We start from the raw sequence: 21,014 nt of genomic DNA, 5'->3' as shown, positions 1-21,014 counted from the left end.
GTCTCGTTCCGGAGCCCCTCATGACGCCAGCCGTCCGCACCGACCCCGCCACCGGGCTCAAGTCCTTCAGCACCCGCGCCGCCAAGGCCACCGAGCGCATCGCCGGCAAGGGCTACTCCGCCGTCACCGACGAGTCGCTCAAGGTGCTGCCGCCGCCACCGCCCGGCGCGGTCTTCAACGCCCAGGAGCAGGCCCGCTACCGCGACTACAAGGAGGCGCGCCGCGGGGCGGCCGACTACATGGCCATGGAGGGCGAGTTCGCGCGCTACCTGCAGGATGTCTACTCCGCCCCGCCCGTGCCGCGCGAGCCGCTTACCGACACCTGCGAGGTGCTGGTCATCGGCGCGGGTTTCGGCGGGCTGCTGCTGTGGCACAAGCTGCGCAAGGCGGGCTTCACCGATGTGCGCTTCTGCGAGAAGGGCGGCGATGTCGGCGGCACCTGGTACTGGAACCGCTATCCCGGCATCGCCTGCGATGTCGAGGCCTACAGCTACCTGCCCCTGCTCGAGGAGATGGGCTACTTCCCCAGCATGAAGTTCGCGTCGGGCTTCGAGATCCTGGAGTACTGTCAGCTGGTGGCCGAGCGCACCGGCTTCTACGACCGGTGCCTGTTCCACACCACCGTCGAGAAGACGGTGTGGGACGAGGCCCAGGCGCGCTGGCTGGTGCACACCGACCGCGGCGATCGCATGCAGGCCAGGGCGGTGGTGCTCGCCAACGGCATCCTCACCACGCCCAAGCTCGCCCGCATCGAAGGCATGGAGAGCTTTGCCGGCGAGTCCTTCCACACCTCGCGCTGGAACTACCATGTCGACCTCGCCGGCAAGCGGGTGGGCATCATCGGCACCGGCGCCACCGCCGTGCAGGTGATCCCCGAGCTGGCCAAGGTGGTGAGCGAGCTGGTGGTGTTCCAGCGCACCCCGTCCACCATCGATGTGCGCGACCAGCGCGCCACCACCCCGGAAGAGATCGCCGCCTGGAAGCAGGAGCCGGGCTGGGCGCTGGCCCGGCGAGAGCGCCTGTCGCGCATCTCCTCGGGGCGCACCGCGCTGCAGGGCAACGACGACTATCTCTCGGGCAAGGTGACCGACTTCAAGGAGCGCAAGCAGCATGAGCGCGAGCTCACGCCCGAGGAGATGATCAGCAAGCAGCTCGACACCAACTTCCGGATCATGGAGCAGATCCGCGCGCGCGTGGATGCGATCGTCACCAACCCGAAGACCGCGGCGGCGCTCAAGCCCTACTACCCCTACGGCTGCAAGCGGCCCACCTTCCACGACGAGTACCTGCCCACCTTCAATCTGCCGCATGTCACCCTGGTGGACACCGCCCCGCTCGGGGTGAGCCGGATCACGCCGCGCGGCGTGGTGCATGACGGCGTGGAGTACCCGCTTGATGTGCTCATCTATGCCACCGGTTTCCAGTGGATGGCCACCGCCACCTTCAACATGATCGTCGGCCGCAACGGCGTGAGCCTGCGCGACAAGTGGCAAAGCGGCGGGGTGCGCACCTTTCTCGGGCTGCACAGCCACGGCTTTCCCAACCTGTTCATCATGTCGGGCCCGCAGGGCGGCGGCGGGCAGTTCAACTTCATCCTCGGTCTGGAGGCCCACACCGACTATGTGGTGTGGATGCTGCGCACCCTGCGCGAGCGCGGCGCGGCGGTGGTGGACATCCGCCGCGAGCCCGAGGACGCCTACGCGGCCCACTGCCGTGACGCCGACCTCATGACCCGCCCGCTGCGCGACTGCCTGTCCTATTACAACGGCGAGGGCAACGCCGAGCCCGGCAGCCTCGCCTACTACGGCGGGCCCAGGAAGTGGCACTCGCTGCGCGAGGCCGCGCAGGCCTCGCTCGATCCCTATGTGTTCGAGGCGAGGGCCTGACTACGTGCGGTTCTGCTGGTAGGTGGCCCGACGGGCCTCGCCCTCCTGGCGCAGCGCCTCGGCGCGCGCCGGGTCCACGCGGGCATAGACCTCCCGCCAGGATTCGTCTTCGCTCCAGCGCCAGGGCGTCTGCACCGTGGTGCGCGGCAGTCGGGCGCCCTCGAGCAGGTCGAGCGCATGGCCCACGCTCGCCCGCTGCATGGCCGGGTCATCCGGCTTGCCCACCGGATTGCCGAGCGGAAAGTCGGTGAACAGGAAGCGGGCCACGCCGCACTCTTCGACGATGTCGCGCGCCGAGCCGATGACCACGGTGGGGATGCCCCTGGACTCCAGATACCGGCTGACCAGACTCACGGTCTGGTGGCAGACGGGTCAGAGCGCGGCGAGCAGGACGGCGTCGACCTGGTCTTCGCGGCACATCGTCTCGATGGCCGGCGCGTCCTGGCGCAGGGTGCGCAGCTGCGAGTACTCGGTGGGCACCCCGTAGTACCGCGCGCTCACGCTGCCGATGCGGCCGGCCTCGGCCTGCGCCCGCAGCGCCCGCAGCGGCAGGAAGGTCTCGACATCGCGGGTGTGGGTGCTTTCCTTGTCCCAGGCGAGGTTGTCGGTGTAGAGCCGCTCGGGCGGGTGGGTGGCGTCGCCTGCCCACACGCCGCGCCGCTCGAAGGGCTTGAGCGGCTGGTCGGTGTCTTCGGGCCAGGGGCTGGCGGTGGTGATCAGCGCCACCCGGCATTGCGCGAGCGGCCGGGGCAGCGGCGCGAAGGGCACCTCGGTGTGGTGCGCGTACTGGTAGGGCTTCTCGTAGCCGAGCGCCGCGTAGTAGGCGCGCGTGCGGTCGATGTAGCTCACATGGGTTCGGTGGGAGGTTCCCATCGGCATCCTCGGGGCAGGGCGGTTGGACGGGGGGCTGGCCGGGCAGCGCTCAGCGGGGTATGGCCTGGAGCTCGGGGCCTTCGTAGATGGCGCGCACCTGTTCGGGCGAAAGCCGTTCCTCGCCGCGGACATAGCCGCGCGCGATGGTTTCGTAGAAGACCGCGTTGCGGCGGTTGGCTTCGCCATTGTCGCGGGTGGTGAGCAGCCGGGCCGGCACCCCGCCGATGACCGAGTTGGGCGGAAAGACCTGGTTCTGCATCACGATGGCGTGGCCGGCCACGATGGAATTGGCGCCGATGCGCGCGCCGTCCATGATGGTGGCGTTGATGCCGATCAGGCAGCGGTCGCCGATCTCGCAGCCGTGAAGCGTGACATGGTGGGTGATGGAGCAGTCCTCGCCCACCACGGTGGGGGTGCTCACCCCGACATGCACCATCACGAAGTCCTGCAGGTTGGTGCGCGCGCCGATGCGGATCTCGTGCATTTCGCTGCGCATGACCACATAGGGCCAGATGGAGGCGCCGGCGCCGACATGGATGCGCCCATAGAGCTGCGCGGTGGGGTGCAGCAGGGCGAGCGACTCGAGGACGACTTCCTTGCCGATATGTGGTTGGGCGAGCGGGGGTGAGGCTGGGTGCATGGCGGTGGGGGTGAGGGTCAGGCCGCGGGCAGGCTCATCAGCAGCGCGTCCACCTCGGCCAGGAAGGCGGACTCGAAGGCGCGGGTGTAGTGCGGGCCGTGGCCGCATCCCGGCATGGCGGTGACCGTGGCCTGCGGGTTGGCGGCGAGCAGTCGCTGCTCGTGGCCGGGCAGCAGCGCCGCGCCCATGCCGCCGTCGGCCTGGATGACCCGCACCGGGCAGCGGAAGCGGCGATCGGTGTGGTTGATGTCGAGCGGCTGCAGCAGCCAGTCGTAGATGCGGGGATCGACCCGGTGCAGGGCCGAGGCGCGGCTGAGCAGGTGCCGCTCCGAGGTGTGGTCGGCGGCGGTGCCGCCCATGGGCGAGGGCGCGTTGCGTGCCAGCAGCAGGTAGTCGGCCAGGCCTGCGGCCTGTTCGACCATGCGGCGCTTGTTCGCGCCCATGAGCGTGAACAGGCCCGGGAAGGCGGAACGCGCGTACTCCTGCGGATCGCCGAAGTACCAGGGCGGGTCTTCCAGCAGCGCCGCGCGCAGCGGCGTGGGCGATTCGATGGCGAGCATGCCGGCGATCAGCCCACCCAGCGAGTGGCCGATGACCACCGTGGGGCGGCCGATCTCGTGGAGCGCGGCCTGCGCGTCGGACAGGAAGCCCTGCATGGCGTAGTCGGCCACCCAGTCGGAGTGGCCGTGGCCGCGGAAGTCGAGGGTCCAGACCTCGTGCCGCGGCGCGAGGTGGTGGGCCACTTCTTCCCAGGTGTCGCGGCACTGCGTGACGCCATGCAGCAGCAGCACCGGCGGCGCGCCGCGCGGGCCGAAGGTGGAGGCGGCCAGCCGCCGGCCTTGATGGTGCAGGGTGATGTCGGTCATGGCGCGGGAACAGGGCGGAGATTGGAGAGCGGCGGGCGCGGCCGTGCTGAGCGGTGTCTGCGAGTCTACGCCAGCGCCCCAGGCCTGGCGGCAGCGCGGTTCCATCACTTGACACGCATCCATATTTCTATAAACTTGGAAACATGAATGAGAAAACTGCCGTTGCCGCACTCGCTGCTCTGGCTCAGCAGGCCCGCCTGCGCGTGTTTCGCGCGCTGGTCGGGGCGGGGCCCCAGGGCATGACGCCCGGGGCGCTCTCGGCCATGCTCGACATCCCCGCCTCCACGCTGTCCTTCCACCTCAAGGAGCTGGTCCATGCCGATCTGGTCAGCGCCGAGCGGGAGGGGCGCAACCTGCACTACCGTCCCGCCCTCGGTCGCATGAACGACCTGCTGGTCTATCTCACGGCGCACTGCTGCATGGGCAAGCCCTGCGCCCCGGCCGGTGCCCGGCGCCGCACTGCCTGCTGACCCGGAGAACCCCATGAAACGCTTCCATGTGCATCTGCATGTCGATGATCTCGCCAGGAGCATCGGCTTCTACTCCACCCTGTTTGCGGCCGAGCCCACCCGGGTGGAGGCCGATTACGCCAAGTGGATGCTCGACGATCCCCGCATCAACTTCGCGATCTCCACCCGCGGCAGCCGGCCCGGCATCGATCACCTCGGCTTCCAGGCCGATGACCCCGAAGAACTCGCGGGCCTGCGGGCACGGGCCCAGGCCGCCGATCTGGCCCTGCTGGACGAGGGCGACACCACCTGTTGCTACGCGCGCAGCGAGAAGCACTGGGTGACCGATCCGCAGGGCATCGCCTGGGAGCACTTCCACACCCTGGGCAGCATTCCGGTGTTCAACGAGCCTTCGGCGCAGGGCAGCGCCTGCTGCGCCCCGGTGGCGCGCGGCAAGCCGGTGGCTGTCCCGATCCGGTCGGGCGGGTCCTGCTGCTGAAGGGTCGGCCGGTCCGGCGAGGGCGTGTGTCCAGGGCGCTCGCCTTGGCGCAACCATGGGCCGCTGTCATGAACCGGTCATCAGCCGGCGCTAGCGTGCAGGGTTGGCCGCATTCCTTTCGGGGGCGTTATCGTGCGAGTGGGCATCAACGGCATGGGCCGCATCGGGCGTCTGGCCCTGCGTGCGGCGCTGGGCGCGGCACAGCGTCCGGCTGATGACCCCCGGGCCGGCAATCGGCTCGAGGTGGTGCATCTCAACGAGCTGAAGGGTGGGGCCGCAGCCACCGCCCATCTGATCGAGTTCGACAGCGTGCAGGGCCGCTGGCGAAGCCGCATCAGCGCCGACGGCCATGACGCCGTCCGCATCGATGACCGGCGCCTGGGCTTTTCCGAGCATGCCAGCCCGGCGGACATCCCCTGGGGTGATCTCGGCGTGGACCTGGTGCTTGAGTGCACCGGCAAGTTCCTCACCCCCGAGACCCTGCGAGGCCACCTCGATCGCGGCGCACGGCGCGTGATCGTGGCCGCACCGGTCAAGGTCGGCGATGTGCTCAACATCGTGGTGGGTGTCAATGATCACCTCTATGAGCCGGCAAGGCACCGGATCGTGACGGCGGCCTCGTGCACCACCAACTGCCTTGCGCCCGTGGTCAAGGTGGTTCACGAGGCGATCGGCATCCGGCACGGCCAGATCACCACCATCCACGATCCCACCAACACCAATGGGGTGGTCGATGCGCCCCACAAGGATCTGCGTCGCGCGCGCAGCGCCATGCTCAGCCTGGCCCCCACCACCACCGGCAGCGCCACCGCAATTGCCCTGATCTATCCCGAACTCAAGGGCAAGCTCAACGGCCACGCGGTGCGCGCGCCGGTGCTCAATGCCTCGCTCACCGACTGCGTCTTCGAGCTCAGGCGGGAGGCCAGTGCCGCCGAGGTCAATGCGCTGTTCGCCGCGGCGGCCCGCGGGCCGCTCGCCGGCATCCTCGGCTACGAGGAGCGGCCGCTGGTCAGTGCCGACTATGCGCGCGACACCCGCAGCGCGATCGTCGATGCCCTCTCCACGATGGTCACCGACGGCACCCTGCTGAAGGTCTATGCCTGGTACGACAACGAGATGGGCTACGCCTGCCGCATGGTCGATCTCGCCTGTCAGCTGCAGCGTCACGGGGTCTGAGCCGTTCATGCACGCCGGCACCCGCAACTACGCCATCGTCACCGCCGCCTACTGGGGGTTCACCCTCACCGACGGCGCGCTGCGCATGCTGGTGCTGCTGCACTTCTATCGCCTGGGCTACTCGCCGTTCACGCTGGCCTTCCTGTTCCTGCTCTATGAGGCGATGGGGGTGGTGGCCAACCTGATCGGCGGGTGGCTCGCCACACGCTATGGCATCAAGCGCATGCTCACCGTCGGCCTGGTCACCGAGATCGGCGGGTTCCTGCTGATGTCGGCGCTGTCGCCGGACTGGTCGGTCGCCATGTCGGTGGCCTGGGTGGTGGCGGCGCAGGGTGTCTGCGGGGTGGCCAAGGACCTCACCAAGACCGCCAGCAAGTCGGCGATCAAGGCCACGGCGGGCGAAGCCTCCGGGCAGCTGTTCCGCTGGGTTGCCTTTTTCACCGGCAGCAAGAACGCGATGAAGGGCGTGGGCTTCTTCCTGGGCGGGGTGCTGCTGCAGGGCGCGGGCTTCCAGCACGCGCTCTGGATCATGGCCGGCTTGCTGGCGATCGTGCTCCTGGGGGTTGTCGGTTTCGTGCCGCCCATGATGGGCAGGAGCAAGGCTTCGGCGTCGGCGCGCGAGCTGTTTGCCAAGAACCGCGGCATCAATCTGCTCGCCGCCGCGCGGGTGGCCCTCTTCGGGGCGCGCGATGTCTGGTTCGTGGTCGGCGTCCCGGTCTTCCTGTACGCCTCGGGCTGGAGCTTCACGATGGTCAGCGGCTTCGTCGCGCTGTGGACCATCGGCTATGGCATGGTCCAGGCCGCCGCGCCGGCGCTCGTCCGACGCAGCGATGACGGCCTGTCGGCCGAGGTTCCTGCTGCCCGGCTGTGGTCTGCGCTGCTTGCGCTGGTACCGATCGGGCTGGCGGGCCTGGTTGCTCTTCAGGTGCCCAACCTGCAGTGGGTGGTCGTGAGCGGGCTGGCCCTGTTCGGCTTTGCTTTCGCAGTCAATTCCTCGGTTCATTCCTACCTGGTGCTTGCCTACGCCGGCTCCGAGAAGGCGGCCGAGGATGTCGGCTTCTACTACGCCGCCAACGCGCTGGGACGGTTTTTCGGCACCCTGCTTTCGGGTCTGCTCTACCAGTGGGGCGGCCTGCTGCTGACGCTGATCGGCTCGGCGGCCACGCTGCTGATCTGCTGGCTGATCACCCTGGGGCTGCCTGTCAGGCACGAACGCGATGCGCAGCCCATGGGCGGTACCCCGCAAGAAGCTCGCGGCGTCACCGGCGCCGCCCGCTGACCCGCGCCCGCCCCGCATCGGAGTCCCCATGAGCGACAAGACCTACCATGTTCTCTTCGTGTGCACCCACAACTCGGCGCGCTCGATCATGGCCGAAGGCATCCTGAACAGCCTCGGCCAAGGGCGCTTCCGCGGGTTCTCTGCCGGCAGTCATCCCGGCCCGTCGGTGCACCCCTTCGCCCTGAAGGCCCTGGCGGCCCTGCGCATGCCTGCCGACGGCTATCGCAGCAAGGACTGGAGCGAGTTCGCGGGTGCGGGTGCGCCCGAACTCGACTTCGTGTTCACGGTCTGCGACAAGGCCGCGGGGGAGGTGTGTCCGGTCTGGCCCGGTCAACCGATGACCGCGCACTGGGGGGTGGCCGATCCGGCGCTCTTCGAGGGCACCGATGAGGAGAAGGACAAGGTGTTCCGCGACACCGCCATGGTGCTCAAGCGCCGCATCGAGCTGATGCTGGCGCTGCCGCTGGCCTCGCTCGATCGCATGGCCATCCAGCGCGAGGTGCGCGAGATCGGTCGGCGATAGCCCGATGGCCGACCTCCCGGGCCGGCGGCCCGACCCGGTGCCCGCGCCCATGAGCCGCTTCGAGCGCTACCTCAGCGTCTGGGTGGCGCTGTGCATCGTGGCCGGCATCGCGCTCGGCCGGTGGCTGCCCGGGCCGTTCCAGGCCATCGGCGCCATGGAAGTGGCGCAGGTCAACCTGCCCGTGGGCTTGCTCATCTGGGTGATGATCATCCCCATGCTGCTGAAGGTCGACTTCGGTGCCCTGCATCAGGTCCGTCAGCACTGGCGCGGCATCGGGGTCACGCTGTTCGTCAACTGGGCGGTCAAGCCCTTCTCGATGGCACTGCTCGGCTGGCTTTTCATCCGCCAGGTGTTCGCGCCCTGGCTGCCCGCCGATCAGCTCGACAGCTATGTCGCGGGCCTCATCCTGCTGGCGGCGGCGCCCTGCACGGCCATGGTCTTCGTGTGGAGCCGGCTCACCGGCGGCCATCCGCTGTTCACGCTCAGTCAGGTGGCGCTCAACGACGCCATCATGGTGTTTGCCTTTGCGCCCATCGTGGCGCTGCTGCTGGGCCTGTCGGCCATCACCGTGCCCTGGGACACGCTGCTGGCCTCGGTGGTGCTGTACATCGTCATCCCGGTGCTCATCGCCCAGGTCTGGCGAAGGGCGCTGCTGGCGCGCGGGCAGGCTGCCCTCGAGTCGGCGCTCGCCCGCATCGGCCCCTGGTCCATCGGGGCTCTGCTGGCCACGCTGGTGCTGCTCTTCGCCTTCCAGGGCGAGGCCATCCTGCGGCAACCCCTGGTCATCGCCATGCTGGCGGTGCCCATCCTGATCCAGGTCTTCGGCAATGCCGCGCTGGCCTACTGGCTCAATCGCCGGCTGGGCGAGTCGCACAGCGTGGCCTGCCCCTCGGCGCTGATCGGCGCGAGCAACTTCTTCGAGCTGGCGGTGGCCGCCGCCATCAGCCTGTTCGGCTTCGAATCAGGGGCCGCGCTGGCCACGGTGGTGGGTGTGCTGATCGAGGTGCCGGTGATGCTGCTGGTGGTGCGCATCGTCAACCGCAGCCGCGGCTGGTACGAGGCTGGCGCGCGGCGCTGAGGCGTCGTCGTCCGCCGGCAGCCTCATCCTGGGCCTGCCGTTGGCTGTTCGCCAAGAATCAGATTAGACTTAGTCTGTTTGATTCTGGAATGAGGACGGCAATGGAAAGCGTGAACATCTATGCCGCAAAGACCCAGCTGTCCCAGCTGGTGGACAAGGCCGCCTCGGGGGAGGATGTCATCGTCAGCCGGCATGGCAAGCCGCTTGTCCGGATCACAGCCCTCGCGTCCGCACGACGCCCGGTGATTTTCGGGCTGCTCAGGGGCAAGCTGAAGATTGCCGACGACTTCGATGCACCGCTGCCCGACGAACTGCTGGCGGGCTTCGAGGGGCGCTGATGCGGCTGCTGCTGGATACCCACATCTTCCTGTGGGCGCTGACTGGTTCATCCCGGCTGAAACCCGCAGCCCGGCGCCTTATTCAGGACGCCAGTGAGGTCCATGTCTCGGCAGCGTCCCTCTGGGAAATCGCCATCAAGGTGCGCCTGGGGCGGCTCAAGGCAGATCCTCATCAGCTTGCTGCAGCCATCGAGCCCAGCGGCTTCATCGAACTGCCGGTTCGAGCCTCGCACGCCGCCGGTGTGGCGGCGCTCGACGCCCACCACAAAGATCCCTTCGACCGCCTCCTGCTCGCCCAGGCGCTGGCAGAGCCGCTGCGTCTGCTCACCGCCGATCCCGTGCTGGCGCGGTACAGCGACATCGTCATCCTGGCCTGATCGTCGGGCTCGCATCGGCCATGGCTTGCAGGCGCCCACCCGGGGGCCGGTGACGGTCCTCGTCCAGGGGCCGCTTCCAGTCGACCTCACCAGCCGATCTTGCGCGCCATCGCCGGTGGCGGCGCACGCCGCCCGGCCATCACCCGCAGCACCACGCCGGCCCGCGCCCATTCCGCATGCAGCAGCCGATCCGCGACCACCAGACCCAGGCTCGCCCAGACCAGCGGCCACAGCCAGGGCCAGAAACGCCGCGTGACCCGCAGCCGATTGACCGCGCCGAAGTGTTCCGAGAGCAGCGACTTGTTGCGCACGCCCTGCGGCGAGCCGGTGCTTGCGCCCTCGCGGTGCCGGGCCCGTGAGCGCAGGGCCACGGCGGGCCGAAAGCCCGCGCGACGGGCGCGCTCGGCCCAGTCGATCTCCTCGTAGTAGAGGAAGTAGCGCTCGTCCATGGGGCCCACCCGTTCGAGCAGATGCCGACTGGCGTAGAGGCAGGCGCCCACCGGGTAGTCCACCGGGGTGAGCACCGCCCTGTCGGTGGCAGGCCAGGCGGTGAGGTGCGAGCCGGTGGCGATCAGTCGGTGATACCGGCCGGCCAGCGCCTGCAGCCGGTCGGGGTCATTCCAGTGCATCAGCACCGAGCCGATCGGGCCGAAGCGTTCATCCTGCGCGGCCACCGCGCAGACCTGCGCCAGCGCGTCGGGCGCAAGGCTGAGGTCGTTGTTGAGGACCCAGAAGGCGTCATAGCCGGCCTGCATGCCCCATCGCAGCACCGCATTGGCCCCGCCGGCGTACCCGCGGTTGCGCGCGAGCGTCCACAGCCAGAGGCGGCCCCAGGCGGACTGCGGCGCGGCGGTGCCCGACGGCGGCGGGGCCAGTGCCTGCACCGAGGTGGCATCACCCGCAGCGGGGCTCGCAGTTTCCGCGTGCGCGGTGACGCGCCAGCCCCATTGCGCCTGCAGATGGGCGAGGATGGCCTGCGGCGAGTCATCATGGGAGGCGTTGTCGCACACCACCAGATCGAAGCGCGCGCCCTGCTGCCGCGCAAGGCTGTCCAGGCAGGTGGCGGTGTGCCGGGCTCCATTCCAATTGACGACGACGACCAGGATCACGCGAACCTTGATGCAGGGAGAATCCGCGCATGAGTGCGCCGGCAGGGGTTGAAGTGTTGCATCGCTCTCCGGTGCATGTCGACATGCGCTGGGCGGGGCTGCACGGCATCGGCCGTTTCGCCACCGAGCTCTTTCCGCGCATACCGGGTGCGCGCGCGCTGCCGATCTGGGGCCCCAAGCTCTCGCCGGTCGATCCTCTGGCCATCAGCCTTGCGCTCGCGCGCCAGCGCGAAGGCTGCTACTTCAGCCCGGGCTTCAACCCGCCGCTGTGGTCGCGGCTGCCCTTCGTGTTCTGCATTCACGACCTCACCCATCTTCGCGTGGCCTCCGAGTCCACGGCGGTACGCCGCGCCTATTACGCGAGCGTCGTGCGTCCCGGCATCGCCAGGGCCTGGCGAGTGCTGACCGGTTCGGAGCATGCGCGGCAGGACATTCTCGAGTGGTCGGGCGCGTCGCCCGAGAAGATCGTGGTGGTGGGCCATGGCGTGGCCGATGGGTTCTCGCCCGCTGGCGAGGCGGCCACGGTGGATGCTGCCGGCTATTTCCTGCATGTGGGCAGCCGGGCCAGCCACAAGAATGTCGACGGGCTGCTGCGGGCCTTCGCGCGCAGCCCGTTGCATGGGGACTGGCTGCTGGTGATGACCGGCCAGCCCGATGCGCCCACGCTGGCCGTCGCCCGGCAGCTCGGCATCGAGGCCCGGCTGCGCTTCATCGGGCCGGTGGATGACCAGACCCTGGCCACCTGGTACCGCGGCTGCACGGCGCTGGTCTTCCCGTCGTGGCGGGAGGGCTTCGGCCTGCCGGTGCTCGAGGCCATGGCCTGCGGCGCGGCGGTGATCACCGCCAACACCAGCTCGCTGCCCGAGGTGGTCGGCCCCGGCAACGGGCTTCTCATCGATCCGGCCGACACCGACGCGCTGGCCGCGGCCATGGCGCAGGTGGCGCAGGACGATGCGCTGCGCGCGCGCCTGCGCAGCGCCGGCCCGATCCGGGCGATGGCGTTCCGCTGGGATGCCGTGGCGCGGCGGGTGTGCGCCTGTCTGCCGCGCTGAGGCGGGCGAGATACCCAGATCAAGTTCGCGCGCATCACTGCCCGCCCGGTTCAGATCGCCAGCGCCGTCTTGCGCACCTCGCGCACATGCCTGCACTCGCCGCGGTACTCGAAGCCTGGGCAGGTGCACTGCAGATGACCGCCGCGGCCGAAGCTCACTCGGTATGACTTTTTCGGATCCTTCGAGCTCGGGAACTCCCAGGCGCCGGTCTCCAGCAGCGGGGCGTCGGCGGGCAGGGCGGCCACCATCTCGCCGATGATGTCCAGGCGCGTGCCCTCCTGGCCGCTGGCGCGGGCGGCCTTGGCCTCCTGAAGCAGCGCCGGGCCCAGTCGGGCGAGCTCATTCTGGAGTTCGTTCAGGAGCGATGCATCCGGCAGCTCATCAGCCTCCACGGCCTGGACCAGTCGCAGCTTCGCTTCCAGGAGGCGGGCGATGTAGCCATCGAGCGTGCCTTCGGCCAGAAGGTATTCCACCGTGACCTGCCGCTTCTGGCCGATGCGGTAGCAGCGGTCTTCGGCCTGCAGGTGGTTGGCGGGCACCCAGTCGAGATCCTGGAAGATCACATGGGTGGCCGCGGTGAGGTTCAGTCCCACGCCGCCGGCGATCAGGTTGCACAGCATCACCGTCACGCCGGGGTCGTTCTGGAAGGCGTCCATGGCGGCCATGCGCTGCTTCGCGGTGTCGGCGCCGGTGATGCTGACCGCCTGCGCGCCCAACGCCTTCCTGTGCCTGGTGATGCCCTCGGTGTACGCGGTGAAGACGATGAGCTTCTGGCCGGTGGCCACCACATCCCGGATCCGTTCGGCGCAGGCCGCGTGCTTGGCCTTGTGCAGGGCCAGGCGCAGCCGGGTGATGCGGGCCAGGAACTCGGTGTCATTGGGGCGGCTGGCGTCGGCGCGCAGGAACCACTCGAGAAAGTCCTGGTTGGCGTTCCACGCCGACTCGATGCTGATCTGAACCGGCACCCAGGAACGGATCTTGGGCGGCAACTCCAGCACATCGTCCTTCCGGCGCCGAAGCATCACCTCCTTGAGCAGCAGGTTGAGCTCGGCGAGGTTCGAGGCGCCATCGGTCACCCAGCCGTAGTTGTTGCGATAGGCGCCGCAGTACTGGCGCGCGAAGGCGATGAAGCTGCGCGCCGCTGGATGACCCACCGCGCGCAGCAGGTTGAAGAGATCGCGCGGCCGGTTGGGCATGGACGTGCCGGTGAGCAGGAACACCAGACGCGGGCCGGACACGCCCGCGCGCTTGTCGTCCGACACGCCCAGGAGCCTGAGCGCCTGCGAGGAGCGCTGGCTGGCGTTCTTGATGAAGTGGGCTTCGTCCAGGGCCACGCCGGTCCAGGGCACGGCGCGCAGGCGTTCGCCGTGGCGGGTGAGCAGGTCGTAGTTGACGATCACCCACTGCGGCTGCGGGTGCTGGTGACCCGCCACGCCGAGCACCTCGATGCGGGCGGCGGGGTCAACGAGGCGGATCTCGCGCGCCCAGTTGAGCTTGAGCGAGGCGGGGCAGATGACCAGGAAGACGCCGCCCGGGGCGGATTCCTTCATGGCGATGATGGCCTGGCGGGTCTTGCCCAGGCCCATGTCGTCGCCGAGGATGGCACGGCCGCGACTGGCCAGGAACGCCACACCGGTGACCTGGTGCGGGTAGAGCGCGTAGGGCGCGAGGTTCATGCTGAACTCCTCTTTAGCAGTGGTTGCGCCGGTTGGCAGGGGCCTGCAATTCGGATGAACTCGCCCCGGGTGCTGTGTGAAACGGGTGGAGATTAGGGTGTGGTGGGCTCACGGGATGAGCCTGCGTGATCGTCGCTGTCTCGGGTTTCTGCGCTTGCTGCCCGGTGCGGAATCGGGGCACGGGTTCTTCAAGGAGCGTGGCGATGATCCGTCTGACCTGGCTCGAGGGGGCGTCGGAGGACGTTGTCACGGGCAGCAAATGGCATCTGAAATACAGCTACTCGCGATATATCTGTTTCGCGAATACTTTGCCTTTATCTGAAAGACAGATGCGCCATGACCGCCTCAAGCTCCTTCCCGACTTCTGCTGCCCAGCCCCGGCTGACCGCCGCCCAGCTCGGCCAGCTGCTGCGCGCCGCGCGCAAGCAGCGGAGCCTGACGCAGGCCGAAGTGGGCGCGCGGCTGGGCTTGAGTCAGAACCGGGTCTCGCGCCTGTAGGGGCAGCAGGTGTAGCCCCACGCCGAGCCCGAGTAGCCGCACCCGGTCTGACCTTGCAGCCCCAACCACCAGGATCACCGCGCACGCGGTGCTTCCGCATGCAGAACCCCGGTCTCCACCCCGGTGAGCCACAGGCGGACATCGAACTCGAGCTGGTGGTAGTCCGGCTCCATATGCGTGCACAGGGCGTAGAACGCCTTGTCATGCTCGCGCTCCTTCAGGTGCGCCACTTCATGCACGACGATCATCCGCAGGAACGCGGCGGGTGCCTCGCGAAAGAGACTGGCGATGCGGATCTCGCGCTTCGCCTTGAGATTACCTCCCTGCAGGCGCGACACCGCCGTGTGGGTGCCCAGGGCCTGGTGGGTCAGGTGCAGACGGCTGTCATAGCGCACCTTGGCCAGCGGCCCGGCGCCGCGCATGTGGCGGGTCTTCAGAGCCGTCACGTAGTCGTACAACGCGTGATCGCTTGCGATGTCGTGGCGCTCGGGATAGCGCCGCTCGAGGCTCTTGGCCAAACGTCCTTCGGCGATCAGCACCCGCACCTGCGCCCGCAGTTCGGCCGGGTAGGCCGACAGATACTTCTCGGTGGGATCGGCGTTCATCCCGCTGTGCGGGGCGGGCCGGCGCGCCGCAGGTCACGGAGCATGAACAGATACAGGCTCTCCACCTTCTCGCGGGCCCAGGGTGTCTTGCGCAGAACCTTGAGGCTGGATCCGATGCTCGGTTCGATGCTGAAGCAACGCAAGGCGATGCGTTGCGCGAGGCCGTTCCAGCCGTAGTGCGCCACCAGCTCGGTCAGAATAAGCTCGAGCGTCTTCCCATGCAGCGGGTTGCGTGGCTGGGCGGGCGGTGGCGGTGGGGGCGACATCGAAGAGCATTATCTCGCGGCGTGGTGCTCGAGGAGATTCAAGAGCGCGCCGCCGCGCCAGTTGGTCTTCAACGTATGTCTGCGGGTTCCGCGGGAGATGCGAACCACGGCGCGCGGTTCATCGCTGACGGAGCGCGCTTTCGCGGTACCGGCCGCTGCATGGTGGCTAATCGGAGCCCAACAGTGACCCCGCCAAGAAAAAAGCGCCTGGGGCCAGAAGCTCCAAGCGCTTGATTCACAACTGATTTTTTGGCTCCCCGACCTGGGCTCGAACCAGGGACCTACGGATTAACAGTCCGGCGCTCTACCGACTGAGCTATCGGGGAATGCAGCCCTCAATCATAGCGGCTTGGGCCCGGGACGGCAAGGCGCGGGCCGCTTCCCGCCCTCCGTCGGGCGGGTCTGATCGGCCGCTGCGGCGGCTTTCTGTACACCCACAGGGCCGGCGTCTAGACTTCGCGGCGCGACTTCAAACGCCCCCCGTGCAAACCTTTCGACGCGCCCCTGCCCTCCTGCCAGCCTTCGTGCGGGTTCTTGCCGCGATCTTCCTGCTGTTCTCGGGTGCAAGTCTGCAGGCACAGCCCCAGGAGGGCGCCCTGCTCAGCGGTGTGATCGCCCTGGGGTCCGGGCGCAGCGTCCCGCTTCCCGAGGGCCAGTGGAAGCTGGTTGCCGTGCGTCAGCAACTCGGCGAGCGGCGCAATCCGCCGAACCTGAACCGCTGGACAGGCTACTTCCTGCGCAACCTCGACGAGGCTGCGCTGATGCCGATGATGGTGGTGTACACGGGGCAGGCGAGCGGTTCCTTCTGGGCGAACTCGGTCTGCCGGCTTCCCAACAACACGCTGCTGCTCAACCAGTACGGAACTCTGCCAACCGCGCTGGAGAACCGCTGTTCGGGCCTGCGCGCGGTGAACGCCGCTGCCATGAGCGAGTTCTGGCGTAACTACTACGAGGTCGACTTCGACATCGGCGAACTTTCCGGCCGGCGGCAGGACGCGCTCAATGTCGCGCTGCTGAAGGTCTTCAAGGTGCGCGATGGCATGGAGATGGAGATCTTCATGCGCCAGCCCGTGGGTTCCTCGGCGCGCAAGCTGCGCGATGAGGTTCGCGCCGATGCCGATGCACCCAGTGCCGTGGCGCTTCATGGCTGGATGGCCAGCTACATCGAGCGCCTGGACAAGTCCTACCTCGGCAAGCAGCCTCAGGAGTACCCGCTGCTCGGTTTCGATGCGGCTGCCGATCGGTTCACCCGCGTGGCCGAGGCGCCGGCTTCCGATGCCGAGCGCGCCCGCGAGCAGCTGCGCCGCGAGATCGCGGCCCGCGAGGATGAGCGTCGGGCGCGCGAGCAGGAACGGCAGGCACTCGAAGCCCGTGCCCGCGAACAGGAGCGACAGGCTGCGCAGGCCCGTGTGCTTGAGCAGGAGCGGCTGGCCTCGGAAGCCCGCGCGCGTGAGCAGGAGCGGCTGGCCGCCGAGGCCCGTGTCCGAGAGCAGGCACGCCTTGCGGCCGAGGCGCGTACCCGCGAGGAGCAGCGTCAGGCCGCCGAGGCCCGTGCCCGCGAACAGGAGCGGCTGGCTGCTGAAGCGCGCGCCCGCGAGCAGGAACGCCAGACTGCGGAGGCTCGCGCCCGTGAGCAGGAGCGCCTGGCTGCCGAGGCCCGTGCCCGAGAGGAGGCTGCCCGGCTGGCCCGTCAGCGCGACGCCGAACTGGCCCGGTTGCGTGAGCAGCTCGCCCAGCTCGAGGCACAGAAGGCCAGCGCGCAGGCTGCGACTCCGTCGGCGCCTGCCGCAGCGGTACGCCGCGCGCTGGTCATCGGCAATGACAGCTACGCCCAGGTGGCCCGCCTGAGCAATGCCCGCCAGGACGCCCGCGCCATGGCTGCCAGCCTGCAGAGCCTGGGCTACCAGGTCACCCTGCGGCTCGACCTGCGCGAGCGCGAGATGAAACAGGCCTTGCGGGTGTTCAAGTCGCAGGTCGAGGGTGGCGACGAAGTGGTGTTCTTCTATGCCGGGCATGGCGTTCAGCTCGGCGGCAGCAACTACCTGCTGCCGGTGGACATTGCCGGCGAGAGCGAGGATCAGATCCGCGACGAGGCCATCCAGCTGCAGCGCCTGCTCGACGACATGTCCGAGAAGAAGGCCCGCTTCACCCTGGCCCTGCTCGATGCCTGTCGCGACAACCCCTTCAAGACGGCGGGTCGCAGTCTGGGTGGCAGAGGTCTTGCGCCCACCAGCGCGGCCACCGGCCAGATGGTCATCTTTTCGGCCGGCGCCGGCCAGCAGGCACTTGACCGCCTCGGGCCCAACGACAAGGACCCCAACGGCCTGTTCACCCGCGTGTTCCTGCGCGAGATGCACAAGCCCGGGCTGAGTGTCGACCGGGTGGTGCGCAGCGTGCGCACCGAGGTGGTCAATCTCGCCCGCTCGGTGGGCCATGAGCAGGTGCCCGCCATCTACGACCAGGTGGTGGGCGAATTCTTCTTTCGCCACTGACACCGCGTTCCGTGCTGCGCCAAGGAATCCGATCCGTGATGCTGCTTCGCCCAGGCATCGTCCTGGCTGCCCTGCTCACCAGTGTGGCGCTCGCCCAGCCGGTTGCCACCGCCGCGGCTGACCCCGCGCGAGCCGCCGCGCCCGCGCGCATGATCGACCTGCAGGGCCACCGCGGCGCTCGCGGCCTGTGGCCGGAGAACACCCTGGAGGGCTTCGCGCGCACCCTCGACCTGGGCGTGAGCACCCTCGAGCTCGATGTGGTGCCCACCCGCGACGGCGTGCTGGTGGTTCACCACGACCGCACGCTGAATCCCGACATCACCCGCGATGCCGCCGGCCGCTATCTCGAGCCGCCTGCGCCCGCGGTCTTCAGCCTCAGCCTGGCCGAGGTGCAGGCTCTGGATGTCGGGCGCATCCGAGCCGGCACCCGCTATGCCCGCAGCTTCGCCAGCCAGCAGCCGATCGATGGCGCGCGCATCCCGCGCCTGCGCGACCTGTTCCGCCTGGTGCGCGAGCGTGGCGACACCCGGGTGCGCTTTGCCATCGAGACCAAGCTCTCACCGCTCAACCCCGCCGAGTCGCCCGAGCCGGAGGTCTTCGCCCGCATGCTGATGGACGAGATCACCGCCGCCGGCCTGCTCGACCGGGTGCAGATCCTGTCCTTCGACTGGCGCACCCTGCAGGCCGTGCAGCGCAGCCACCCCGGCGTGCCCACGGTCTACATCACCGCGCAGTTCGACAGCCTCGACACCGTCGGCGCGCGCAGCGGCCGTGACTCGCCCTGGGTGGCCGGCTTCACCCATGCGCGGCACGGCTCCATTCCGCGCATGATCCGCGCGGCCGGCGGCAGCCACTGGTCCTCGTTCTGGCGCGAGCTCACGCCCGAGCTGGTGCGCGAGGCGCAGTCGCTGGGATTGAAGGTGCTGGCCTGGACCGTCAACGAACCCGAGGCGATGGCCCGGCTGCTCGACATGGGCGTGGACGGCCTGGTGACCGACCGGCCCGACCTCGCGATCGGCCTGCTGCGCGAGCGCGGCATCCGCTGGTAAGCCCGTGACCGAGACGACCCCGCCCGCCCGCTGCGACATCGCGATCATCGGCGGTGGCGTCATCGGATCGGCCGTGGCCTTCTTCCTCGGACAGCTCGCGCCCGGGGCCACGGTGTGCGTGATCGAGCCCGACCCGAGCTACGCCCTGGCCTCCACGCCGCGTGCCTCGGGTGGCTGCCGGGTGCAGTTCTCGTGCCCCGAGAACATCGACATGTCGCTCTTCAGCCTGCAATTCATCCGCGACTTCGCCCGTCACGCTTCGGTGCCCGGCCATCCGGCGGAGATCGGCTGGGTGGAAGGCGGCTATCTCTTCGTGGTGGGCCCCGATCAGGTCGCCGGCCTGCAGGCCAATGTGGCTGCGCAGCGCGCCCGCGGCTGCGAGGTCGACCTGCTCGGCCCCGCCGAACTGCGCGAGCGCTTTCCCTCGATGCGGGTCGATGACCTCGGCGCCGGCGCGCACACCCCGCGGGATGGCTGGTGCGACCCCGAGGCGATGCTGCGCGGCCTGCGGCGCAAGGCCATCGCGCAAGGCGCGCTCTACCTTGCCGACCGGGTGGTAGGCGCCGAGGTGACCGCCACCCAGGTGAGCGCGCTGCGCCTGGCCGGGGGAGGGTGCCTGGCGGCCCAGGCCGTGGTCAATGCGGCCGGCGCCTGGGCGGGCGAGGTGGCTGCGCTCATGGGCATGCGCCTGCCGGTGTCGCCGCTCAAGCGCTACGAGCACTACTTCACCTGTGGCGCGCCGATGGAGCGGCTGCCCTATGTGAAGGACCTCGCCCGGCTCGCCTTCCGCTCGGAAGGAGCGGGCTTTTCAGGGGGGCTGGTGGACGGTTCGGCGCGCCGCGGGGTGGACTTCGCGGTGGACCACGGCTACTTCGAGCGGGTGGTGTGGCCGGCCGTGGCGCACCGGTTTCCGCCGCTGGAGGCAGCGCGCTGCCATCGAACCTGGGCCGGCCTCTACGAGCAGTGCGAACTCGACGGCAACCCGGTGATCGGGCGCTGGAACCGGGGGCTGCGCAACCTCTACACCGTGGCCGGCTTCTCGGGCCACGGCATGATGCACGCGCCCGCTGCGGGCCGCGCGGTGGCCGAACTGATCGCCTTTGGTGGCTATCAGAGCCTTGATCTCACCCGGTTCGGCGTCGAGCGCGTGGACGATCACGCGCCGTATCGGGAGCGGGGCATCCTCTGATGCCCGGCTGATCAGTCCTTCAGCACCGTGGCGATGGCGTCGGCCACCGCGTCGAGGTTGCGGCTGTTCAGCGCGGCCAGGCAGATGCGGCCGGTGCTCACCGCGTAGATGCCGAACTCGTTGCGCAGCCGATCGACCTGCGCGCTGGTGAGGCCCGAGTACGAGAACATGCCGCGCTGCCGGGTGACGAAGCTGAAGTCGCGGGCCACGCCGCGCGCCTTGAGCTTGTCGACCAGGGCGGTGCGCATGGCGCGGATGCGCTCGCGCATGCCGGCGAGCTCGGTTTCCCATTGCGCGCGCAGCGCCGGGGTGGACAGCACCGCCGCCACCACCGACGCGCCGTGGGTGGGCGGGTTGGAGTAGTTGGTGCGGATCACCCGCTTGACCTGGCTGGTGACCCGTGCGGTCTCGTCGCGGTCGGCGGTGACCACCGAGAGCGCGCCCACCCGCTCGCCGTAGAGCGAGAAGCTCTTGGAGAACGAGCTCGACACGAAGAACGACAGCCCCGAGTCCGCGAAGCGGCGCAGCGCGGTGGCGTCGGCCTCGATGCCGTCGCCGAAGCCCTGGTAGGCGCAGTCCAGGAATGCGATCAGGCCGCGCGCCCGCACCACCTCGACGATGCGCGCCCACTGCTCGGGCGCGAGGTCGACCCCGGTGGGGTTGTGGCAGCAGGCATGCAGCACCACGATGTCGTTGGCCGGCAGCCCTTCCAGGCAGGCGATCAGCGCGTCGAACCGCACGCCATGGGTCTGCGGGTCGTAGTAGGGGTAGGTGTTCACCGGGAAGCCGGCTGCCTCGAAGAGCGCGCGGTGGTTCTCCCAGCTCGGGTCGCTGATCCAGATGCGCGCGCCGGGCTGCAGCCGGCGCAGGAAGTCGGCGCCGATCTTCAGCCCGCCGGTGCCGCCCAGGGCCTCGAAGGTGGCCACGCGGCCCGCGGCCAGCAGCGGCGAGCCGGCGCCAAAGAGCAGTTGCTGCACGGCGGCGTTGTACGCGGCCACGCCTTCGATGGGCAGGTAGCCGCGCGCCGGCGCGCCTTCCAGACGCGCCCGCTCGGCCTCGCGGACCGCGCCCAGCAGCGGGATCTTGCCGTTGTC

At 69.3% G+C, this 21,014-nt stretch carries 23 protein-coding genes and 1 tRNA gene; 14 read left to right on the top strand and 10 right to left on the bottom strand.

Going from position 1 to position 21,014, the window contains the following annotated elements:
• Positions 1–20: 20 nt before the first annotated feature.
• A complete protein-coding gene (locus tag AC2H6A_RS04680) occupies positions 21–1,886 on the top strand; it encodes a flavin-containing monooxygenase (protein WP_484271978.1) in 1,866 nt (621 codons plus the stop codon).
• Here the strand turns inward: AC2H6A_RS04680 and AC2H6A_RS04675 are convergent, their stop codons facing one another.
• From AC2H6A_RS04675 to AC2H6A_RS04660, 4 genes are read right to left on the bottom strand one after another with little or no spacing between them, the layout of a single operon-like run.
• Complete coding sequence (locus AC2H6A_RS04675; protein WP_484271977.1) at positions 1,887–2,240, bottom strand: hypothetical protein; 354 nt, start codon at positions 2,238–2,240, stop codon at positions 1,887–1,889.
• A gap of 18 nt (positions 2,241–2,258) precedes the next feature.
• A complete protein-coding gene (locus tag AC2H6A_RS04670; RefSeq protein WP_484271976.1) occupies positions 2,259–2,759 on the bottom strand; it encodes a hypothetical protein in 501 nt (166 codons plus the stop codon).
• A gap of 49 nt (positions 2,760–2,808) precedes the next feature.
• Positions 2,809–3,399 (bottom strand): gamma carbonic anhydrase family protein, encoded by a 591-nt coding sequence (locus AC2H6A_RS04665; protein WP_484271975.1) that lies wholly within the window; start codon positions 3,397–3,399, stop codon positions 2,809–2,811.
• A gap of 17 nt (positions 3,400–3,416) precedes the next feature.
• Positions 3,417–4,265: an alpha/beta fold hydrolase gene (locus tag AC2H6A_RS04660; protein WP_484271974.1), complete on the bottom strand. Its 849-nt coding sequence runs from the start codon at positions 4,263–4,265 to the stop codon at positions 3,417–3,419.
• 143 nt (positions 4,266–4,408) lie between these two features.
• On the opposite strand from AC2H6A_RS04660, the gene AC2H6A_RS04655 reads away from it, so the two are divergent.
• The 8 genes from AC2H6A_RS04655 to AC2H6A_RS04620 all read left to right on the top strand — a co-directional run bounded on the left by AC2H6A_RS04655 (position 4,409) and on the right by AC2H6A_RS04620 (position 9,984).
• On the top strand, positions 4,409–4,735 hold the full coding sequence (locus tag AC2H6A_RS04655; protein ID WP_484271973.1) for an ArsR/SmtB family transcription factor: 327 nt from the start codon (positions 4,409–4,411) through the stop codon (positions 4,733–4,735).
• Positions 4,736–4,748: 13 nt separating this feature from the next.
• Positions 4,749–5,213 carry an ArsI/CadI family heavy metal resistance metalloenzyme gene (locus tag AC2H6A_RS04650; RefSeq protein WP_484271972.1) on the top strand — a complete coding sequence of 155 codons (465 nt, stop codon included), beginning with the start codon at positions 4,749–4,751 and terminating at the stop codon, positions 5,211–5,213.
• Between the two features lie 132 nt (positions 5,214–5,345).
• Complete coding sequence (locus AC2H6A_RS04645; RefSeq protein WP_484271971.1) at positions 5,346–6,389, top strand: ArsJ-associated glyceraldehyde-3-phosphate dehydrogenase; 1,044 nt, start codon at positions 5,346–5,348, stop codon at positions 6,387–6,389.
• Between the two features lie 7 nt (positions 6,390–6,396).
• On the top strand, positions 6,397–7,668 hold the full coding sequence (arsJ, locus tag AC2H6A_RS04640) for an organoarsenical effux MFS transporter ArsJ (protein ID WP_484271970.1): 1,272 nt from the start codon (positions 6,397–6,399) through the stop codon (positions 7,666–7,668).
• A gap of 28 nt (positions 7,669–7,696) precedes the next feature.
• On the top strand, positions 7,697–8,191 hold the full coding sequence (locus AC2H6A_RS04635; RefSeq protein WP_484271969.1) for an arsenate reductase ArsC: 495 nt from the start codon (positions 7,697–7,699) through the stop codon (positions 8,189–8,191).
• 4 nt (positions 8,192–8,195) lie between these two features.
• Positions 8,196–9,269, top strand: coding sequence for an ACR3 family arsenite efflux transporter (arsB, locus tag AC2H6A_RS04630; RefSeq protein WP_484271968.1), 1,074 nt, complete (start codon positions 8,196–8,198; stop codon positions 9,267–9,269).
• Between the two features lie 101 nt (positions 9,270–9,370).
• Entirely contained in the window at positions 9,371–9,607 is a 237-nt protein-coding gene (locus AC2H6A_RS04625; RefSeq protein ID WP_484271967.1) for a type II toxin-antitoxin system Phd/YefM family antitoxin, read from the top strand.
• Positions 9,607–9,984, top strand: coding sequence for a type II toxin-antitoxin system VapC family toxin (locus AC2H6A_RS04620; RefSeq protein ID WP_484271966.1), 378 nt, complete (start codon positions 9,607–9,609; stop codon positions 9,982–9,984). Before AC2H6A_RS04625 ends, AC2H6A_RS04620 begins: the two co-directional genes overlap by 1 nt.
• Before the next feature lie 86 nt (positions 9,985–10,070).
• Here AC2H6A_RS04620 and AC2H6A_RS04615 read toward each other — a convergent pair whose 3' ends face one another.
• Positions 10,071–11,093 (bottom strand): glycosyltransferase, encoded by a 1,023-nt coding sequence (locus tag AC2H6A_RS04615; RefSeq protein WP_484271965.1) that lies wholly within the window; start codon positions 11,091–11,093, stop codon positions 10,071–10,073.
• A 56-nt stretch (positions 11,094–11,149) separates the two neighbouring features.
• On the opposite strand from AC2H6A_RS04615, the gene AC2H6A_RS04610 reads away from it, so the two are divergent.
• Positions 11,150–12,145 carry a glycosyltransferase family 4 protein gene (locus AC2H6A_RS04610; protein WP_484271964.1) on the top strand — a complete coding sequence of 332 codons (996 nt, stop codon included), beginning with the start codon at positions 11,150–11,152 and terminating at the stop codon, positions 12,143–12,145.
• 50 nt (positions 12,146–12,195) lie between these two features.
• On the opposite strand, the gene AC2H6A_RS04605 is transcribed toward AC2H6A_RS04610, so the two are convergent.
• Positions 12,196–13,821 (bottom strand): DEAD/DEAH box helicase, encoded by a 1,626-nt coding sequence (locus AC2H6A_RS04605; RefSeq protein WP_484271963.1) that lies wholly within the window; start codon positions 13,819–13,821, stop codon positions 12,196–12,198.
• A gap of 336 nt (positions 13,822–14,157) precedes the next feature.
• Between AC2H6A_RS04605 and AC2H6A_RS04600 the strand changes: the two genes are divergently transcribed.
• On the top strand, positions 14,158–14,319 hold the full coding sequence (locus AC2H6A_RS04600; RefSeq protein ID WP_484271962.1) for a helix-turn-helix domain-containing protein: 162 nt from the start codon (positions 14,158–14,160) through the stop codon (positions 14,317–14,319).
• A 74-nt stretch (positions 14,320–14,393) separates the two neighbouring features.
• Here the strand turns inward: AC2H6A_RS04600 and AC2H6A_RS04595 are convergent, their stop codons facing one another.
• From AC2H6A_RS04595 to AC2H6A_RS04585, 3 genes are all read right to left on the bottom strand, one after another.
• Positions 14,394–14,924 (bottom strand): YgjP-like metallopeptidase domain-containing protein, encoded by a 531-nt coding sequence (locus tag AC2H6A_RS04595; RefSeq protein WP_484271961.1) that lies wholly within the window; start codon positions 14,922–14,924, stop codon positions 14,394–14,396.
• Positions 14,921–15,190, bottom strand: coding sequence for a VF530 family protein (locus AC2H6A_RS04590; protein WP_484271960.1), 270 nt, complete (start codon positions 15,188–15,190; stop codon positions 14,921–14,923). The genes AC2H6A_RS04595 and AC2H6A_RS04590 overlap by 4 nt, the downstream gene beginning before the upstream one ends.
• A 250-nt stretch (positions 15,191–15,440) precedes the next feature.
• Positions 15,441–15,516: transfer RNA gene (locus AC2H6A_RS04585), tRNA-Asn, on the bottom strand.
• A gap of 156 nt (positions 15,517–15,672) precedes the next feature.
• Between AC2H6A_RS04585 and AC2H6A_RS04580 the strand changes: the two genes are divergently transcribed.
• The 3 genes from AC2H6A_RS04580 to AC2H6A_RS04570 are packed head-to-tail and all read left to right on the top strand — an operon-like array spanning position 15,673 to position 19,920.
• Positions 15,673–17,682 carry a caspase family protein gene (locus tag AC2H6A_RS04580; protein ID WP_484271959.1) on the top strand — a complete coding sequence of 670 codons (2,010 nt, stop codon included), beginning with the start codon at positions 15,673–15,675 and terminating at the stop codon, positions 17,680–17,682.
• A gap of 38 nt (positions 17,683–17,720) precedes the next feature.
• Positions 17,721–18,731, top strand: a complete 1,011-nt coding sequence (locus AC2H6A_RS04575) for a glycerophosphodiester phosphodiesterase (RefSeq protein ID WP_484271958.1) — start codon at positions 17,721–17,723, stop codon at positions 18,729–18,731.
• A gap of 4 nt (positions 18,732–18,735) precedes the next feature.
• Complete coding sequence (locus tag AC2H6A_RS04570) at positions 18,736–19,920, top strand: NAD(P)/FAD-dependent oxidoreductase (RefSeq protein ID WP_484271957.1); 1,185 nt, start codon at positions 18,736–18,738, stop codon at positions 19,918–19,920.
• An 11-nt stretch (positions 19,921–19,931) separates the two neighbouring features.
• Here AC2H6A_RS04570 and AC2H6A_RS04565 read toward each other — a convergent pair.
• On the bottom strand, positions 19,932–21,014 hold a 1,083-nt coding region (locus AC2H6A_RS04565), incomplete at its 5' end, for an amino acid aminotransferase (RefSeq protein ID WP_484271956.1).

The organism is Quisquiliibacterium sp. (assembly GCF_982640115.1).
The sequence above is the reverse complement of the archived record's forward strand: the minus strand, read 5'-3'. Positions and strand labels throughout refer to the sequence as shown.

Bases quoted from the DNA above. Each gene is read 5' to 3' on its own strand.
- AC2H6A_RS04600 (WP_484271962.1), top strand. From the start codon at position 14,158: ATGACCGCCTCAAGCTCCTTCCCGACTTCTGCTGCCCAGCCCCGGCTG.
- AC2H6A_RS04595 (WP_484271961.1), bottom strand. From the start codon at position 14,924: ATGAACGCCGATCCCACCGAGAAGTATCTGTCGGCCTACCCGGCCGAA.
- AC2H6A_RS04680 (WP_484271978.1), top strand. From the start codon at position 21: ATGACGCCAGCCGTCCGCACCGACCCCGCCACCGGGCTCAAGTCCTTC.
- AC2H6A_RS04650 (WP_484271972.1), top strand. From the start codon at position 4,749: ATGAAACGCTTCCATGTGCATCTGCATGTCGATGATCTCGCCAGGAGC.
- AC2H6A_RS04635 (WP_484271969.1), top strand. From the start codon at position 7,697: ATGAGCGACAAGACCTACCATGTTCTCTTCGTGTGCACCCACAACTCG.
- AC2H6A_RS04660 (WP_484271974.1), bottom strand. From the start codon at position 4,265: ATGACCGACATCACCCTGCACCATCAAGGCCGGCGGCTGGCCGCCTCC.
- AC2H6A_RS04670 (WP_484271976.1), bottom strand. From the start codon at position 2,759: ATGGGAACCTCCCACCGAACCCATGTGAGCTACATCGACCGCACGCGC.
- AC2H6A_RS04665 (WP_484271975.1), bottom strand. From the start codon at position 3,399: ATGCACCCAGCCTCACCCCCGCTCGCCCAACCACATATCGGCAAGGAA.
- AC2H6A_RS04605 (WP_484271963.1), bottom strand. From the start codon at position 13,821: ATGAACCTCGCGCCCTACGCGCTCTACCCGCACCAGGTCACCGGTGTG.
- AC2H6A_RS04655 (WP_484271973.1), top strand. From the start codon at position 4,409: ATGAATGAGAAAACTGCCGTTGCCGCACTCGCTGCTCTGGCTCAGCAG.
- AC2H6A_RS04625 (WP_484271967.1), top strand. From the start codon at position 9,371: ATGGAAAGCGTGAACATCTATGCCGCAAAGACCCAGCTGTCCCAGCTG.
- arsB (WP_484271968.1), top strand. From the start codon at position 8,196: ATGGCCGACCTCCCGGGCCGGCGGCCCGACCCGGTGCCCGCGCCCATG.
- AC2H6A_RS04575 (WP_484271958.1), top strand. From the start codon at position 17,721: ATGCTGCTTCGCCCAGGCATCGTCCTGGCTGCCCTGCTCACCAGTGTG.
- arsJ (WP_484271970.1), top strand. From the start codon at position 6,397: ATGCACGCCGGCACCCGCAACTACGCCATCGTCACCGCCGCCTACTGG.
- AC2H6A_RS04590 (WP_484271960.1), bottom strand. From the start codon at position 15,190: ATGTCGCCCCCACCGCCACCGCCCGCCCAGCCACGCAACCCGCTGCAT.
- AC2H6A_RS04620 (WP_484271966.1), top strand. From the start codon at position 9,607: ATGCGGCTGCTGCTGGATACCCACATCTTCCTGTGGGCGCTGACTGGT.